The following is a 15844-nucleotide window of genomic DNA, read 5'->3' on the forward strand; positions in this document are numbered from 1 at the left end:
TGTCACTCCGCGAACCGCTCGCGGAGCTCGACCTTGCGGACCTTCCCGCTGACCGTCAGCGGGAAGGCGTCCAGCAGCCTCAGCCTGCTCGGGACCTTGTAGTGGGCCAGCCGCTCGTGGCAGTAGGCGCGCAGCTCCTCCAGGGTGAGCGGGTCGGCCGGGTCGCGGGGGATCACACAGGCGAGCACCTCCTCGCCGTACCGCTCGTCGGGCACCCCCACCACCTGGACGTCCGCGATCTTGGGGTGTCCGTGCAGGAACTCCTCGATCTCCCGGGGATAGACGTTCTCGCCGCCCCGGATGATCATGTCCTTGATCCGGCCGACGATCCGCACGTAGCCGTCCGGGCGCATCTCCGCCAGGTCGCCGGTGTGCATCCAGCCGCCCGGGTCGACGACCTCGGCCGTCCGGGCCGGGTCGTCCCAGTAGCCGAGCATCACCCCGTACCCCCGGGTGCACAGCTCACCGGCGGTGCCGCGCGGCAGGGTCACCCCGCTCACCGGGTCGACCACCTTGACCTCGGTGTGCGGGAGCACCCGGCCGACCGTGCCGGTGCGCCGCTCCAGGGTGTCGTCCCGGCGGGTCTGGGTGGCGACCGGCGAGGTCTCCGTCATGCCGTAGCAGATGGCCACCTCGCCCATGTGCATCTCGTCGACGACCCGCTTCATCACCTCGACGGGGCACGGGGAGCCCGCCATGATCCCGGTGCGCAGCGAGGACAGGTCGTACAGGGCGAAGTCCGCGAGGTTGAGCTGGGCGATGAACATCGTCGGCACCCCGTACAGGGCGGTGCAGCGCTCCCGTTCCACGGCCTGGAGGGTGGCGACCGGGTCGAAGGAGGGCCCGGGGACGACCACGCAGGCGCCGTGCGAGGTGGCCGCCAGATTGCCCATCACCATGCCGAAGCAGTGGTAGAAGGGGACCGGCACGCAGATCCGGTCCCCTTCGGCGTAGCCGAGCGTACGGCCCACCCAGTACCCGTTGTTGAGGATGTTGTGGTGGGAGAGGGTGGCGCCCTTGGGGAAGCCGGTGGTGCCCGAGGTGTACTGGATGTTGACCGGGTCGTCGCAGCTCAGTTCGCGGGCCCGGACGCGGAGTTCCGCCCCGTCGACCCCGTCCCCGGCCGTCAGCAGCTCCGCCCAGGACCGCTCGCCGATGAACACCGCCGCGCGCAGGTCGGGGCAGCGCTCGCGCACCTGGTTGACGAGTTCCCGGTAGTCGCTGGTCTTGTGGCCCGGCGAGGCGACGAGGACGGACACCCCGGCCTGGCGGAGCACGTACTCCAGCTCGTGGGCGCGGTAGGCCGGGTTGACGGTGACCATGACCGCTCCGATCCGGGCGGCGGCGTACTGGACGAGCGGCCACTCGGCGCAGTTGACCGCCCAGAGGCCGACCCGGTCGCCCTTGAGGACGCCCAGGGCGAGGAGTCCGCGCGCCACCCGGTCCACGTCCGCCGCGAACCGGGCGTACGTCCAGCGCCGCCCGGACGCCAGGTCCACCAGGGCCTCCCGGTCCGGGAAGGCGGCCACCGTCCGGTCCAGGTTCTCGCCGATGGTGTCCCCGAGGAGCGGGGTGGTACTGGTGCCGTGCGCGTACGAGGGGACCGGCGCGTCCTCGTCCGCCGGGGCCGTCGGAACCGTCATCGGACGTCCTCCTCGCGGTACTCGGCGGTGGAGCCCTCCGCCGTGGCCTCCCGCAGCTCGACCCGGCGGATCTTGCCGGAGACGGTCTTGGGCAGCGGGGCGAACTCCAGCCGCCGCAGCCGCTTGTAGGGGGCGAGGACCGCGCGGGAGTGGGCGAACAGCAGCGCGGCGGTCTCCGGGCCCGGCGGGTACCCCTCGGCGAGGACCACGTACGCCTTGGGCACGGCCAGCCGCACCGGGTCGGGGGCCGGGACCACGGCGGCCTCCACCACCGCCTCGTGCTCCAGCAGCGCGCTCTCCAGCTCGAAGGGGCTGATCTTGTAGTCGGACGCCTTGAACACGTCGTCGGCGCGGCCCACGTAGGTCAGATGGCCGTCGGGGTCGGCGGAGGCGATGTCCCCGGTGCGGTAGTAGCCGCCGGACATCGCCTCGGCGGTGCGCTCCGGGTCGCCGTGGTAGCCGGGCGTCACCCCGACCGGGCGGTCCGCGAGGTCCACCGCGATCTCGCCCTCGGCGGCCCCGGGCTCCCCGGTGACCGGGTCCAGGAGGACCACCCGGTAGCCGGGGACGGGGCGCCCCATGGAACCGGGACGGACCGGCTGGCCGGGGGTGTTGGCGATCTGGACGGTGGTCTCGGTCTGGCCGAACCCGTCCCGGACGGTGACCCCCCAGGCCCGTCGCACCTGTTCGATGACCTCGGGGTTCAGCGGCTCTCCGGCGGCCACCGCCTCGCGCGGCGGGGTGGCGAGGCCGCGCAGGTCGGCCTGGACGAGCATGCGCCACACGGTCGGCGGGGCGCAGAAGGTGGTGACGCCCGCCGCGTCCATCTCGGTCATCAGCCGGGCCGCGTCGAACCGGGGGTGGGTGACGGCGAAGACGGTCGCCTCGGCGTTCCACGGGGCGAACAGGTTCGACCAGGCGTGCTTGGCCCAGCCGGGCGAGGAGATGTTCAGATGGACGTCGCCGGGGCGCAGCCCGATCCAGTACATGGTGGTGAGGTGGCCCACGGGATAGGAGACGTGGGTGTGCTCGACGAGTTTGGGGCGGGCCGTGGTGCCGGAGGTGAAGTAGAGCATCAGCGGGTCGTCGGCCCGGGTCTCGCCGTCGGGGACGAAGCCGCCGGGCGCGGTGCGGGCGTCCTCGTAGGGCAGCCAGCCCGGTACCGGGGCGCCGACCGCGATCCGGGTGAACGCGCCGGGTACGCCGGTGAACTTCGCGGTGTCGTCCGATCGGGCGATCACGTGCCGGACCCGGCCGCGGACGATCCGGTCGGTGAGGTCGGCGGTGCCGAGCAGCGGGGTGGCGGGGATGACGACGGCGCGCAGCTTCATCGCGGCGAGCGCGGTCTCCCACAGCTCGGTCTGGTTGCCGAGCACGACCAGCACCCGGTCCCCGGCGGCGACGCCCCGGGCGCGCAGCCAGCCCGCGACCCGGTCGGAGCGGTCGGAGAGCCCGGCGAAGGTGCTGCGCTCCTCGCGGCCGTCGGCTCCGACGAGGTGGAGGGCGGTGCGGTGGTTGCCGTCGGCGATCACGTCGAACCAGTCGAGGGCCCAGTTGAAGCGCTCGGGCCGGGGCCAGACGAACTCGGCGCGGGCGGCGGCGGGGTCCGCGCGGTGCCGCAGCAGGAGGTCCCGCGCGGCACGGAACTCCCCGGTGGCGCTGCTCGGTTCCATCCGACCTCCTTGATCAGGGGCGTCACGGGCATCGCACGCCTCATGCCCCTCATGGCTCATGCGCGTCACGACCGCCCCACGGTTCACGGCTCTCACGGGGTACCACCGGTGGAGCGGACCTCGCGGCGCGTTCCGTCCGGACCGTCGTCCGTGAACCCCTGCCTACCATCGTGGAATCCGTGATACAGGTCTCACTACCCCCGGACGGGGGTGGTGGCGGGCCGCGGTGACACGGCTGGACGGGAGGCGGACGGACCGGTGACGTCAAAGGGGACGGACGCGGCCGAGATCGGCGCGGCGCTGCTGCGGCTGCGGCGCGCGACCGGGTTGCCGGTCGCGTTCGGCGGGCTGATCGAGGCGGACGGGCGGCAGATGCGGATCCAGCAGCTGTCGGGCACCTCGACGGCCTCGCTGCGGGCGCTGGTGGTGTCGCTCGGCAACGGTCTGGGCGGCAAGGCCCTGGCCCGTTCCCGGCCCTGCGCGGTGACGGACTACCGGGCGTCGCGCCAGATCAGCCATGAGTACGACGTCCCGGTGCAGACCGAGGGGCTGCGCTCGGTGCTGGCCGTGCCGATCGTGGTGCGGCGCCGGGTGCGGGGGGTGCTGTACGGGGCACTGCGGGTCGCGCAGCCGCTGGGCGACCGCACGCTGGGCGCGGCGGTGGCGGCGGCCCGGGACGTGGAACAGGCGCTGGTGGTGCGGGACGAGGCGCGTTCCCTGCTGGTCTCGGCGGCCCCGCGCACCGATCGGGACGGGGCCCGGGCGGCGGCGTGGGAACAGGTCAGGGAGGCGCACGGGGCGCTGCGCGCGCTGGCCCCGCGCATCGGTGATCCCCTGCTGCGCGCCGAACTGCTGGCCGCCTGCGGGCTGCTGGCGGGGGCTCCGGCGGCCGTGCCGTCGGCGTCGGCGCCCTCGGTGCTGGCGCCCCGGGAGGTGGACGTCCTCGCCTGGGTGGCCTCGGGGGCGACCAACGCGGTGGCCGGGGAGCGGCTGGGGCTGCGGCCGGAGACGGTGAAGGCGTATCTGCGCTCCGCGATGCGCAAGCTCGGGGCGTCCACCCGGCTGGAGGCGGTGGTCGCGGCACGGCGGGCGGGGCTGCTGCCCTGAGGTCCCGCGTCCGGCGGTGACGGCGCCCCCGTCTTCCGCGAGCGGGGCGGTCAGGGGTGGCGGACCGCGCCGAAGCGGACGTCCCGGTCGACCGAGGGCTCGGTGAGGAGTCCGAGCGTCCGGGCGGCCTCGGTGCGGACCCGTTCCCGCTGGGCAGCGGTCAGCGGGGCGAAGGGTTCGATGGTCAGCACCGCCTCGGAGCGGGTCTCCACCAGCTTCCACACCCCCGCGAGCAGTCCGTCCACCATCAGGACGCAGTACGAGGAGTTGCCCCGCCAGGTGAGCTTCCCGGTCCCGGCGGGCACCAGCCGGAGCCGGTCGGCGTGCGAGAGCAGCAGGTTGTCGTACTCGGGGAGCAGCCGGGGCGGGGCGTCGGTGTCCGCGTCGGGGCGGGGGGCGTCCGGCAGGTCGAAGAGTTCGGTGCCGCGCTCGTCGCGGAAGGTCAGCAGCTCGGGCCGGAGCCGTTCGAAGGCGTCGCGCAGCCGGGTCACCCCGGCCCAGGTCTGCATGTCGCGGACGGAGGCGGGGCCGAAGGCGGCGAGGTAGCGGCGGACCAGGTCCTCGGCGGGCGGCGCGGGTTCGGCGGGGCGGCCCAGCCAGTGCTCGGCGGTGGTGAGCGCGACCTGGCCGGAGCGCCGCCACAGCCCGCGCGGGGTGACCTGGACGAGCGGGAGGCGGCAGCGGGCGGCGACCGTCAGGGCCTGCGGGTCGGCGTGCGGCCAGTGCTCCAGCAGCCGGGTCCGCAGCGCGGCCATCGTCAGGGGCTCCTCCTCGACCAGTGCGCGGCTCAGCGCGGCCAGCCGGTCGAGGTCCACCCCGGTCAGGCCCTTGCGGAAGATCCTCAGTTCGCGTTCCAGGGCGGGCTGGGCGAACGGGCGCAGGGCCAGGGCGTCCTCGGCGGTGTGGGTGTGGAGCGTGGAGCGCAGGGTGACCGTGCGGACGGCGGCCCGGTCCGCCATCAGCGTGGACAGCTCCCCGGGGTCGAAGCCGTCGATCCGGGCGGCGAGCGCGTAGTACGGGGGCTTGACGTTCTGGGCCTGGAGTCCGAGCAGCCGGGTGAGCGCGTCGGCGGCCGTGAGGGTGCCGGGGGCCGCCGGGGCGAGCAGGTGCTGGCGGGCGAGGGTGGCGCGGTTGAGGGCGCGGTCGCCGAGTAGGGGGTTCCTCGTCGTCATGTCCGCACGGTAACGCCCGTCGCGGACACCTTCTGTCCTCGATCGACCCGTGCCGTTCCCCTCGGCGGGCGGGGCGCGGACCCGTCCACCGGCGGGGGCCGGAGGCGGTGGCGGGCGGGTCGGCGGGGCGCCCGGGGAGGTTCCCCGGACGGCACCGGGCACTCCGTGCCAGGATCGGTACGCGGCCCGCGTGAGCGGCCGAGGACCGAGCGCCCGCCGGACGGACCGGCGGGCACCGCCGTTGAGCAGGAAAACACTGCCCGTGAGTAAGGACATATCCATGCAGTCGACAGGCCCGACACCGCCCGTCCCGCCGCGTTCCACACCCGTCTACGAGCGGTTGGTGCGCGAGCGGGGAGACGTCGTGGCCGACGTCCGGCACATCGCCCAGGACCTTCTGGACCGGACCGCCCGGACGGTGAACTTCCATCTGGACTGGACCCGCCCCTGACACGTGACCACTGACGGCCCGCCAGACCCCGTCGCCCCTGTCGTCACACCGTCACCGCCCGGAGGGCCGGGGACGGGAGCATGGCCGGGGGCCGGGGCACGGGCCGTACGGGGCCGGGCGGCTCACGCGCCGCTACGGCCCCGGCCGGATCCGGAGGATGCGCCCACCGGAGCGCCCCCGGACCGGCCCCCGCCCCCGGGCGGGACACCCGGACGCTCCCGGACCGGGCGGGACACCCACGACCCGTCCGGTAGGGGGCGCGGGCGGATCCGGCGCACGCCCCCCACCTCGGGGCCTGCCACATCACCGGCCAGCACGCCGACGCCCTCCCGCGCGCGAAACGGCACGCCCCGCCGAGGGCCCGCGGCCCCGCCAATCCCTGGTCCGTCGACCACTCCGTCACGGAAGGGCGGAAGGAAGGGCGGGATGCCGCCATCCGACCCGCGTACACAGTACGTTCAGCAGACGCTGTACACAGCGCTCTGTACAGTGCACGGGTCGATGTGACGCCGCCCGGCGAAGGGCGCGCGTCATTCAACTCACCCAAGGGGGACGCCCGATGTCCAGCAGCGTGACGAACCGCGCCAGGGACCTACTCGCCCGGCCCTTCCACCTGGGAAACCTCACCCTGCCCAACCGGATCGTGATGGCCCCCATGACCCGCGAGCACTCTCCGGGCGGAATCCCCGGCGAGGACGTCGCGGAGTACTACGCGCGGCGCGCGGCGGGCGGCGTCGGGCTGATCGTCACCGAGGGCACCTACGTCGACCACGCGTCCGCCGCGGCGAGCGACCGGGTACCGAGGTTCCACGGCGAGGACGCGCTGGCGGGATGGGCCCGGGTGGTCTCGGCGGTGCACCGGGCGGGCGGGCGGATCATGCCCCAGCTCTGGCACGTCGGCGTGGAGCGCGTCCCGGGCACCGGGCCGGTCCCCCTGGCCCCGGCCACCGGCCCCTCCGGGATCGCCCTCGACGGTGATGTGGCCCCCGGTACCGCCATGACGCTGGACGACATCGACGCGGTGATCGCCGCGTTCGCCGCCGGGGCGGCCGACGCCGAGCGGCTCGGCTTCGACGGGGTCGAGATCCACGGCGCCCACGGCTACCTCATCGACCAGTTCCTGTGGGAGCACACCAACCGCCGCACCGACGGCTACGGCGGCGACGCCGCCTCCCGCGCCCGGTTCGCCACCGAGATCGTGGCCGCCTGCCGTCGCGCGGTCTCCCCCTCCTTCCCCATCTCCTTCCGTCTCTCCCAGTGGAAGCTGCACCACTACGACGCACGTCCGTACGCCTCGCCGGAGGAGCTGCGGGCCCTGCTCGCGGCGCTCGCGGAGGCGGGCGCCGACATCTTCCACTGCTCCACCCGCCGTTTCCACACCCCGGAGTTCGAGGGCGCCGAGCTGAACCTGGCGGGCTGGGCGAAGAAGGTGACCGGCCGCCCGACGATCACCGTCGGCTCGGTCGGCCTGAGCAACGAGTTCCTGCCGCATGGCCTGGGGATCACGGGGGTCACCGACATCAACGCCCTGCTGGACCGGCTGGAGCGGGACGAGTTCGACCTGGTGGCGGTCGGCCGGGCGCTGCTGAGCGACCCCGAGTGGGCGGCCAAGGTCCTGAGCGGACGCACCGACGAGCTGAAGCCCTTCGAGGTCGCCTCGCTCGCCACCCTGCACTGAACCGTCCGACCGGTCCGGCCGGGGCCGCCACCCCGGCCGGACCGTGGACGATCCGCAGTGAAGGGCCCTACCCGGGACTCAGGGGGCGGTTGATCCGGCGGGCACGGCGATCCGCTTCTCGAACCAGTGGTGGGCGTACGGCTCGTCGTTGAAGGCGGGGACCTCCTGGAAGCCGCAGGACCGGTAGAGCGCGAGGGCGGCGTCCAGCGAGCTGTTGGTGTCGAGGCGGACGACGTCCCGGCCGAGTCCGGCGGCGCGGGCCTCCAGTTCGGCGAGGAACCGGCGGCCGAGACCGAGCCGCCGGGCGGCGGGCGCCACCCACATCCGCTTGATCTCGGCGGGCGCGCCGTCGGGCAGCTTCAGCCCGGCGCAGCCGACGGGGTCGCCGTGCAGCCGGGCGACGAGGAACAGCCCCCGGGGAGCGCGGAGTTCCCCCGGATCGGGCAGCAGGCTGAGCGCGGGGTCGTAGCCGGTGTCGAGGCGTTCGGCCAGTTCGCCGTAGTAGGAGCGGAGGCAGTGTTCGGCGTCGGGATGCCCGGGGTCGAGGTTCTCCAGGGTGACGGTCCCGGCGGTGAGCAGCCGGTCGACCTCCGCCATGGCGGTCACCAGCCGGGCGCGCTGGTCGGGGTTGAGCGAAGTCAGCAGGGCGGCGGCCAGCGCGTCGCTGCGCCCGTCGAGCACGTCCAGCTCGGCGCGGCCCGCCCCGGTCAGCCGGACGACGCGGATCCGGCGGTCGTCCGGTCCGGGGCGGACGGTCACCAGCCCGTCCGCCTCCAGGGAGCGCAGCAGCCGGCTGAGGTAACCGGAGTCCAGACCGAGCCGGTCCCGCAGCCGCCGGACGTCCCGGCCCTCCGCCCCGATCTCCCAGAGGAGCCGGGCCTCCCCGACGGGACGGTCCCGGCCGAGGTAGTGGTCGTGGAGCACGCCCACGCGTTCGGAGACGGTGCGGTTGAACCGCCGGACCTGCTCGATCTGCGCTGTTTCCATCCTCTGACTCTAGTCAGAGGTTTCCGGCGCCCGCTCGGCGCCCCCGCCGCTCCGGACCCGGGCGCGCCCGGTCCCGGGTGTGGACGCCCGGCCCGCACGCCCGCGCGCGCGAGCGTCACACGCCCTGGCGCACGCCCCCGATGCGCCCGGCGGCGGTCTGGCGTAGGCTTCCTCATCTGTGGTGTTCGTCCGGGCAGGTGGCCCGGTCTTCTGTGGGGGTGACGGCATGGTTGCCGGTCGTGTGGTGCGGTTCGACGGTTTGCGCGGTTACGGGTTCATCGCCCCGGATCAGGGCGGCGAGGATGTGTTCATGCACGTCAACGACCTGCTGATCGCGGAGCAGCAGGTGCGCACGGGGCTCGCGGTCGAGTTCGAGATCGAGGAAGGCGAGCGCGGGCCGAAGGCGTCGGACGTCCGGCTTGCGGAGGGCGCGGCGGTGCCCGTCCCGGTGCGCGGCGCGACCGCCTCCGGTGGCGGTGTCGCGCGCCAGGTGCAGGTGGACGACGACACGCTGTGCGATGTGCTGACGGCCGAGGAGTTCGTGGGCGACGTCACCGAGGTGCTGCTGTCGGCCGCCCCCTCGCTGACCGGCGAGCAGATCGTCCAGGTCCGCCGGGCGCTGCTCCAGTTCGGCAAGAACCACGGGTGGACCGAGGGCTGAGCCACCCCGAGCGGTAGTGCCGTGGGCCCCGACGGATCGTTCCGTCGGGGCCCACGGCGCTATCCGCCGCCTTCGCGCCGGGCACGCCGGATACGTCGCCCGTCGCCGGGCCGGGGCCAGGGGCGGCTACGGGCCCCGCCGGGCAGGGCCCCCGCCCCCGCTCAGGAGGTGGTGAGGACGGGCTCCCCGTAGCTCCCGCTGTACGGGCCCTGGACCCGGACCTGGCGCACGGGCAGCCGGGCCGACCACTGGGTGTAGACCCAGCGGGCCAGCTCCCGGGGCCCCGCGCGGTGGCGCAGTTCGTCGGCGACCGCGTTCAGATGGGTGTCGTCCAGGCTCCGGCGGGCCCAGGCCGCGAACTCGGCACAACCGGAGGGGCCGGGGCGACCGGGCTCCGGGACGGTTCCGGGGGCGTCGTCCGGGAGCGCGGTCTCCAGGGTGACCGTCCAGAGATGGCTGTGCGCCACGCCCGCACAGGGGTGCCCCGGCGGGAGGTCGTGCTCCGTGTGCGTCGCGCTGAAGTACACCGTCTCGGTGCCTGCCGCCATCGGCGCTCATCCCTTTCCGTGTCCGGCCGGTCCGGGACGGCACCACCGTCCCCACCGGGTTGACCCGCCCACGCTGCCACGTCCGGGCCGCCGGGGCCAGTGGCGGAACGGCTCCCGGGTGACCGGCCCGTCGGCCGACACCCGTACGGTCCACCCCGGCCGCGCTCCCGTCGGCGTTCCCCGCCGCGCCCCCGCTGGCCGTCCGCCGGCGTTCCCGTCAGCCGTCCGGCCGTGTTCCCGGCCGCGCTCCCGTCAGCCTTCCGTCCTCTCTTCCGCCCGCCGTCCGTCCGCCGTCCGTCCGCCGTCCGTCCACCCCGGTACGCCGTGTCCGATCACCGCCAGCGGGCATCCCCCGTCCCGCGTTTGGCTGTCTTCCACGACGACCCCGGACCCACGGGGTCCCCGGGCCCCCGCCTCCGCGCGGGCGGTCCGGGCCGCGTACGAGGGAAGGACGATCCATGACGAGGAAAGCCCTGGTGACGGGTGGCGGCCGGGGAATCGGCGCGGCCGTGGCACTACGGCTCGCGAGGGAGGGCGCGGACGTCGCCCTCACCTACGTACGGGACGCGACGGCGGCGGAGGAGGTCGTCCGCGCGATCGAGGCCCTCGGGCGGCGCGCGGTGGCCCTGCGCGCCGACGCCGCCGACGCGACCGCCGCGGGCGCGGTAGTGGACGAGGCGGCCGGGGCGCTCGGCGGTCTGGACGTCCTGGTGAACAACGCGGGGATCGGGGTGATCGGCCCCCTGGCGGAACTGACCCCCGCCGACGTGGACCGGGTGCTGGCCGTCAACGTGCGGGCGGTGTTCCTCGCCTCCCAGTCGGCGGCGGCACTGATGGGGCCCGGCGGACGGATCATCGCGGTCGGCAGCTGCATGAGCCAGCGGGTGCTGGCGCCCGGCGGCACCCTCTACACGATGAGCAAGGCGGCGCTGATCGGGCTCACCAAGGCGCTGGCCAGGGAGCTGGGCCCGCGCGGCATCACCGCCAACGTGGTCCACCCGGGCCCGGTGGACACCGACATGAACCCGGCCGACGGCCCGTTCGCCGCCCTCCAGTCGGCCGGAACGGCACTGAGCCGGTTCGGAACGCCCGACGAGGTGGCGTCGCTGGTGGCGTACCTGGCCGGGGAGGAGTCCGCGTACGTCACGGGGGCGGAGTTCTCGGTGGACGGCGGACACGCGGCCTGAGGTGTCGGGGGAGGCGGCCGGTGCGGTGACGACCGGCCGCCTCCCGGACGGCAGCACGATGGTGAATACGGGGAGCACGACGGTGAGTGACGGGACGTGAACCCGCGGTTCCCCGGGACCGCCCCGTCCCGCCGGGCACCGGTTCAGCGTCGGCGGGACGCCGCCGCGATGCCGCCCTCCGGGTCGCGGGGACGGGGCGGCAGGTCCGACCCGCCGCTCGCGGAGTCGCCGGGCAGCGGGAGGTCGGCGGTCAGGAGGCGGATGCGTTCGGTGAACTCCGGCTCGGGGAGCGGGAGTTCCACGTCCTCGTCCACCCAGGCCACGGCGGCGGGGACGTAGTCCAGGACGGCGCACACCCGGGCCGGGGCCTGCCAGCCCGCTCTGGTCCGCAGGGCGTCCAGGACCCGGAGCGTGGTGTCCAGGCTGGCGTCCGCCGCGCTGAAGTTCCTCAGGGAGTCGGGGAGTTCGAGGAGGGTGCGGCCGGATGACTCGGTGGCGGGCTCCACCGGGCGGGGCATGCCCTGCTGCTGGACGTACCACCAGCTGGCCGGGGCCTCCTCGCCGAGGGAGAGGTGGTGGAGGTACAGGCAGTAGACGGCGGTCCGTTCGCCCGCCCCCGCCGCGTACTGCCACCAGAAGCGCGCGGCCTCGTCGCCGTGGGCCAGTTGCAGCAGGCAGCCCAGCAGCAGCGCGCCGTCCGGTTCCGGCATCGCGCGGGTGAGGAAGGCCCGCAGCCGGTTGAGCCCCGCGTGGGTGGCCACCGTCTCGCAGAGGGTCGTCAACCGCCCCGCCGCCGAGCGGCGTTCGTCGTCCCGGCGGCCGCCCCGGCTTCCGTCCGTCGCCGGGGAGGGGGCCGCCCGGTCGGCGGCGCGGGCGGCGATCCTGGCCTCCGCCGCCGCGATCCGGGCGGGCGTGCAGGGCTCGTCGTCCACGAGACGGGCCCGGGAGAGCAGGTCCAGCAGCTCGTCACGCACCGGAGTCCCCTTCCATCGTGGCACGGTCCGGTCCGAGTATCTCCCGCAGCCTGCGCCGGGCGTGCCGGTCACTGGAGCGCACGGCGGCCTGGGAGATGCCGAGTTCGTAGGCGACGCGCTCCACCGGCAGGTCGAGGAGGTAGCGCAGGACGGTGACGTCCTGCTGGCGCTCCGGGAGCTGACGGACGGCCCGCATCAGGGTGAGGGACTCCTCCAGTTGCGCGATCGGATCGGTGGTGGTGCGCAGGGCGACGGTGTCGAAGGCGGTCTCGTCGAGGGGCCGGGGACGCGGTCGGCCGCGCCGGTAGTGGTCCGCGACCTGGTTGCGCAGGACGACCCACGCGTAGCCGTCGGGGTTGTCGCTGCTGAGGATCTGGTCCCACTTGGTCAGCAGCCGCTCGAAGGTCGCGTCCACGGCTTCCTCCGCCTCGGTGCGATCGCGCAGGAAGGTCCGGGCGTAGCGGAGGTAGGCGGGCCGGTGCATCTGGTGGAACGCGGAGAAGTCGAGCGGCGGTACCGCCCTCGGCACCGGGGGGACGTCGTGGGTGACGGGTTTCCGGTTCATCGGCTCTCCTGTCGGCCGGGGCGACGGCGGCCCGGTTCGGGGACGTGCGGGTGCGTGCGGTGCGTGCGGTGACGGGTCCACGGAACGCGGAGGGGCGGACGGACGGGGGCGGGTACGGGTACGGCGGGTACGGGTACGGCGGGTGCGGGGGTGGCGGACGGGGCGGCGGTCGAGGCGGGGGCGGAGGCGCCTACAGTGGTCCCGGTCGGGGCGGTGCGCCCCGTGGGTGCGGTGGCCCCCGTGGATTCGGTGCCCCCGGCGGGTCCGGTGATCGCCGTGGTCCTGGTGGGGCCGGCAGTGCCCGTGAGGCCCGTGGTGCCGGTCGGTCTGGTGGGTCCGGTCGTTCCGGCGGCGCGCGGCGTGGCGGATGTCGCGGTCATGGTGGTTCGGGTTCCCCTCGGCTGTCGCCCGTCGCCGTACCCCGGTCATCCGGGGGTGTGCGCCGGGGCGTGCGCCGCACGGCGCACATCACCTGGATGACTCCTCCGAACGGCCGGATGTGCAAAGGCAATTCGACTTTGCCATGGGGATCTTCCGGGTTCCGCCCATTACTGATCGGCGCTTCGATCGTGTGCCAGGGGGCCGTTCCGGGTCGTCCCTTCCGTACCACCGCTCTGACCAGCCGAATGGCGGGATGCCCCGGCCCTTCGAGCCGTTCGCGCGCTGTTCAGGCGCCGTGCGCGACCTGTGTGGTCCGCCGTCCGATCTGCGCCCGTGTCGACAGCGGGGCGCCGCGCCGGGGACCGCACCGGTCCCCCGTCCGGCGGTCGGCACGCCGACCCCACCGGGGCGGTACGACGAACGGGCCCGCCCCATCCGGGGGGACCCGTTCGTCGTGTCCGTGCCGTAGACCGGCCCATCGGCCGGTGCTCCCGCCCACCGGCCCGTCGTGCCGCTCCCTCGCCGTGCCGCTCCCCGAGGGTTCGGTCCCCACCGGTTTCGTTCCCACCGGTCGCTCCTCGCCGGAGCCGTCTCCAACCGGAGCAGCTTGCCGCCGGGGTCACTCCCCGCCGCAGTCGCTTGCCGCCGGGGTCACTCCCCGCCGGGGGTCAGCACCAGCAGTCGGTGGTCCCAGCCGACGTCGTGGCTGGCGCGGACGGACAGTCCGGCGCGGGCGGCGAGGTCGGCCAGCGCGGCGGCGGTCCGCACCCCCGAGCCGAAGGCGCAGGTCAGCCGGAGATGGTGCAGGGCCGCGTCGATGTCCTCGAAGGCCGCCGGGTCACCGGGGGCCGCGCCCTCGGGGCGGACCTGCTCGACCATCAGCAGGGTGCCCCCGTCGGCGAGCCCGGCGGCGGCCTCCCGCAGGGCCTGCACGGCGTCCTCGTCGGGCATCCAGTCGAGGAGCCGGGAGAGCAGCACCGTGTCACCGCCGCCCGGGACGGGACCGGTCCCCGGGACGAGGTCCACCCGGTCCAGGGTGTCCGTGTCGAGGACCCGTTCCCTCAGCACGCGCAGCGCCGACGGCAGCGCGGCGATCCGCATCCGCAGTCCGGGCACCGCCTTGACCAGGGCGTTGGCCAGGGCTCCGACCCCGTGTCCGGCGGCCGTGACGGTACCGGCCGAGGCCCAGTCGTGGGCGGTGACCACCCCGGGCGCGAACCACAGGGCCTCCTCCTCGATCAGGGCCCGCGCCGAGCCCCCGAGGCGTTCGTCCTCGCGCATCGCCTCGGCCAGCGGGACGCCCGACGCGGTCCGGGCGCCGCCGCGTCCGCCGCGCGCCGCCTCGTACAGTCCGGCCAGCGAGAGGTCCAGGGCCGCCTGGGCGCCGTCCAGCCGGTACTCGTCGGACGAGTGGTCGTCCTCGACGAGTTCCTCGCCCACGGCCGTGAGCCGGACGCCGTCCGCATCCCGGTCCAGGACGCCGACCTCGATCAGACAGGCGAGCAGGGCGGCGAGGGCGTCGGGGTCGGCGGCACAGCGGCGGACCAGTTCGGCGGGGTCCCGCACCCCGCTGTGGACCAGGTCGAAGAGGCCGAGGGTCACCCCGGCGCGGATCGCGAACCCGGGTGCCAGGTCGGTCAGCTCGTGCAGCCGCTCATGGGCGTCGTCGTCCTCGGCTCCGGCCGTCTCCGCGACGGCCTCGCCGTCGGCTCCGACGCCGTCGGTCACGACCGGTTCCGTACGCCGCCAGTAGCCGGTGATGTGGGTGCGCTCCCGGGGCACCCCGCGGTCCACCGCGAGGTGACGGCGGACGCCCTTGAGGGTGACGGTCTCCCCCGCCGCCCAGACGAACACCTCGCCCGGCCACCACTCCAGTTCGCGCAGCGCCCGTTCCAGCAGATCGGTGGTCCCGGCCGGGGCGCCGTCGCGGGAGAGCCAGACGACCTCGGCGTCCGCGCGGGTGGGCAGCTCCTGGCGGTGGCTGTCGTCACCGACCTCCACGAGGACCCGGGCCCGGGTGCCCTCCGGCATCTCCGCCAGCCAGCGGCCGATCGCGGGCAGCGCGGTCTCGTCCCCGATGACCAGGAGCCAGTCCGCGCCCTCGGGGTGGCCGTGCGACATCTTGGGGCCCGCGATCCAGGTCACGGCGCCCGGCTCGACGGTGTCCGCCCAGGTCGAGGCCACTCCGCCCGCGTGCCGTACGAAGTCGAAGTCGATCTCCCCGGCCTCCGGGTCGAAGCGGACCGGGGTGTAGTCCTTGGCGAGGGGCCGCTCGTCGCGGGGCCAGTCCAGGCTGCCGACCTTCTGCCGGGGCAGCACCGGCGCCGCGCCGTCCTCGCCGAAGAAGAACTTCACGTGGTCGTCGAAGCCCTCGGTGCGCAGCGCGGGCAGGTCGATGTCACCGTTGCGGAACGCGCCGAGCTGCGGTCCGCCCAGCGTCACCCGGCGCATCCCGGGGGTCACGTCGCTGACCCGCAGGACGGTCAGCTCCCTGAGCACGATGGGGAAGGTGGCGACCGGGCGGGGGCTGCGCGCGGGCATTCGGGGCTCCTCGGGGGCCTGGGGCGGGTGCGCGCCGGGCCGCGGACGCGGCCGGGCGGTGGGGCCGTGGCGTCACGACGGGCTGACCCTCCCGTGACGGACGGCCTCCGGAGCGGGCGGGTGGTCATGACCGCCGCGCCCGGAGGCCGTCCGGCCCGGCCCCAGGCTATGCGGAGGTCCGGGCCGCCGATCCAACCGGCGGGTCCGTTCCGTGCCACCCGGCGCCACCCGGTGTGCTCTCCCCGCGCACGGCGCGCGTCCCGCCGGCCCGGCGTC

General features: G+C 74.9%; 13 protein-coding genes. 5 read left to right on the forward strand and 8 right to left on the reverse strand.

Translation table 11 applies throughout. The features are described from left to right. Positions 1–2: 2 nt before the first annotated feature. Positions 3–1643, reverse strand: a complete 1641-nt coding sequence (locus ACVWNX_RS05650) for an AMP-binding protein (protein ID WP_454412763.1) — start codon at positions 1641–1643, stop codon at positions 3–5. Beyond that, complete coding sequence (locus ACVWNX_RS05655; protein WP_454412764.1) at positions 1640–3316, reverse strand: AMP-binding protein; 1677 nt, start codon at positions 3314–3316, stop codon at positions 1640–1642. The genes ACVWNX_RS05650 and ACVWNX_RS05655 overlap by 4 nt, the downstream gene beginning before the upstream one ends. A 258-nt stretch (positions 3317–3574) precedes the next feature. Here ACVWNX_RS05655 and ACVWNX_RS05660 point away from each other — a divergent pair, with 258 nt between their 5' ends. After that, positions 3575–4423, forward strand: coding sequence for a response regulator transcription factor (locus tag ACVWNX_RS05660; protein ID WP_454412765.1), 849 nt, complete (start codon positions 3575–3577; stop codon positions 4421–4423). 50 nt (positions 4424–4473) lie between these two features. Here ACVWNX_RS05660 and ACVWNX_RS05665 read toward each other — a convergent pair whose 3' ends face one another. Further along, a complete protein-coding gene (locus tag ACVWNX_RS05665; RefSeq protein WP_454412766.1) occupies positions 4474–5595 on the reverse strand; it encodes a winged helix DNA-binding domain-containing protein in 1122 nt (373 codons plus the stop codon). 280 nt (positions 5596–5875) lie between these two features. Here ACVWNX_RS05665 and ACVWNX_RS05670 point away from each other — a divergent pair, with 280 nt between their 5' ends. Then, a complete protein-coding gene (locus ACVWNX_RS05670; protein WP_454412767.1) occupies positions 5876–6046 on the forward strand; it encodes a hypothetical protein in 171 nt (56 codons plus the stop codon). A 559-nt stretch (positions 6047–6605) separates the two neighbouring features. Continuing rightward, positions 6606–7724 (forward strand): NADH:flavin oxidoreductase, encoded by a 1119-nt coding sequence (locus tag ACVWNX_RS05675; protein WP_454412768.1) that lies wholly within the window; start codon positions 6606–6608, stop codon positions 7722–7724. Positions 7725–7802: 78 nt separating this feature from the next. On the opposite strand, the gene ACVWNX_RS05680 is transcribed toward ACVWNX_RS05675, so the two are convergent. Next, on the reverse strand, positions 7803–8711 hold the full coding sequence (locus ACVWNX_RS05680; protein WP_454412769.1) for a bifunctional helix-turn-helix transcriptional regulator/GNAT family N-acetyltransferase: 909 nt from the start codon (positions 8709–8711) through the stop codon (positions 7803–7805). A gap of 226 nt (positions 8712–8937) precedes the next feature. Here ACVWNX_RS05680 and ACVWNX_RS05685 point away from each other — a divergent pair, with 226 nt between their 5' ends. Continuing rightward, on the forward strand, positions 8938–9372 hold the full coding sequence (locus tag ACVWNX_RS05685; RefSeq protein WP_454412770.1) for a cold-shock protein: 435 nt from the start codon (positions 8938–8940) through the stop codon (positions 9370–9372). A 161-nt stretch (positions 9373–9533) separates the two neighbouring features. Here ACVWNX_RS05685 and ACVWNX_RS05690 read toward each other — a convergent pair whose 3' ends face one another. Next, complete coding sequence (locus ACVWNX_RS05690) at positions 9534–9920, reverse strand: hypothetical protein (RefSeq protein WP_454412771.1); 387 nt, start codon at positions 9918–9920, stop codon at positions 9534–9536. A 458-nt stretch (positions 9921–10378) separates the two neighbouring features. On the opposite strand from ACVWNX_RS05690, the gene ACVWNX_RS05695 reads away from it, so the two are divergent. Then, entirely contained in the window at positions 10379–11107 is a 729-nt protein-coding gene (locus ACVWNX_RS05695) for an SDR family oxidoreductase (protein ID WP_454412772.1), read from the forward strand. Positions 11108–11250: 143 nt separating this feature from the next. On the opposite strand, the gene ACVWNX_RS05700 is transcribed toward ACVWNX_RS05695, so the two are convergent. The 3 genes from ACVWNX_RS05700 to ACVWNX_RS05710 form a co-directional block, all read right to left on the reverse strand. Next, on the reverse strand, positions 11251–12081 hold the full coding sequence (locus ACVWNX_RS05700) for a hypothetical protein (RefSeq protein WP_454412773.1): 831 nt from the start codon (positions 12079–12081) through the stop codon (positions 11251–11253). Then, positions 12074–12646, reverse strand: a complete 573-nt coding sequence (locus tag ACVWNX_RS05705; protein WP_454412774.1) for a sigma-70 family RNA polymerase sigma factor — start codon at positions 12644–12646, stop codon at positions 12074–12076. Before ACVWNX_RS05705 ends, ACVWNX_RS05700 begins: the two co-directional genes overlap by 8 nt. 1032 nt (positions 12647–13678) lie before the next feature. After that, entirely contained in the window at positions 13679–15568 is a 1890-nt protein-coding gene (locus tag ACVWNX_RS05710; RefSeq protein WP_454412775.1) for an SIP domain-containing protein, read from the reverse strand. Positions 15569–15844 lie beyond the last annotated feature (276 nt).

Source organism: Streptomyces sp. JNUCC 64, from assembly GCF_054484115.1.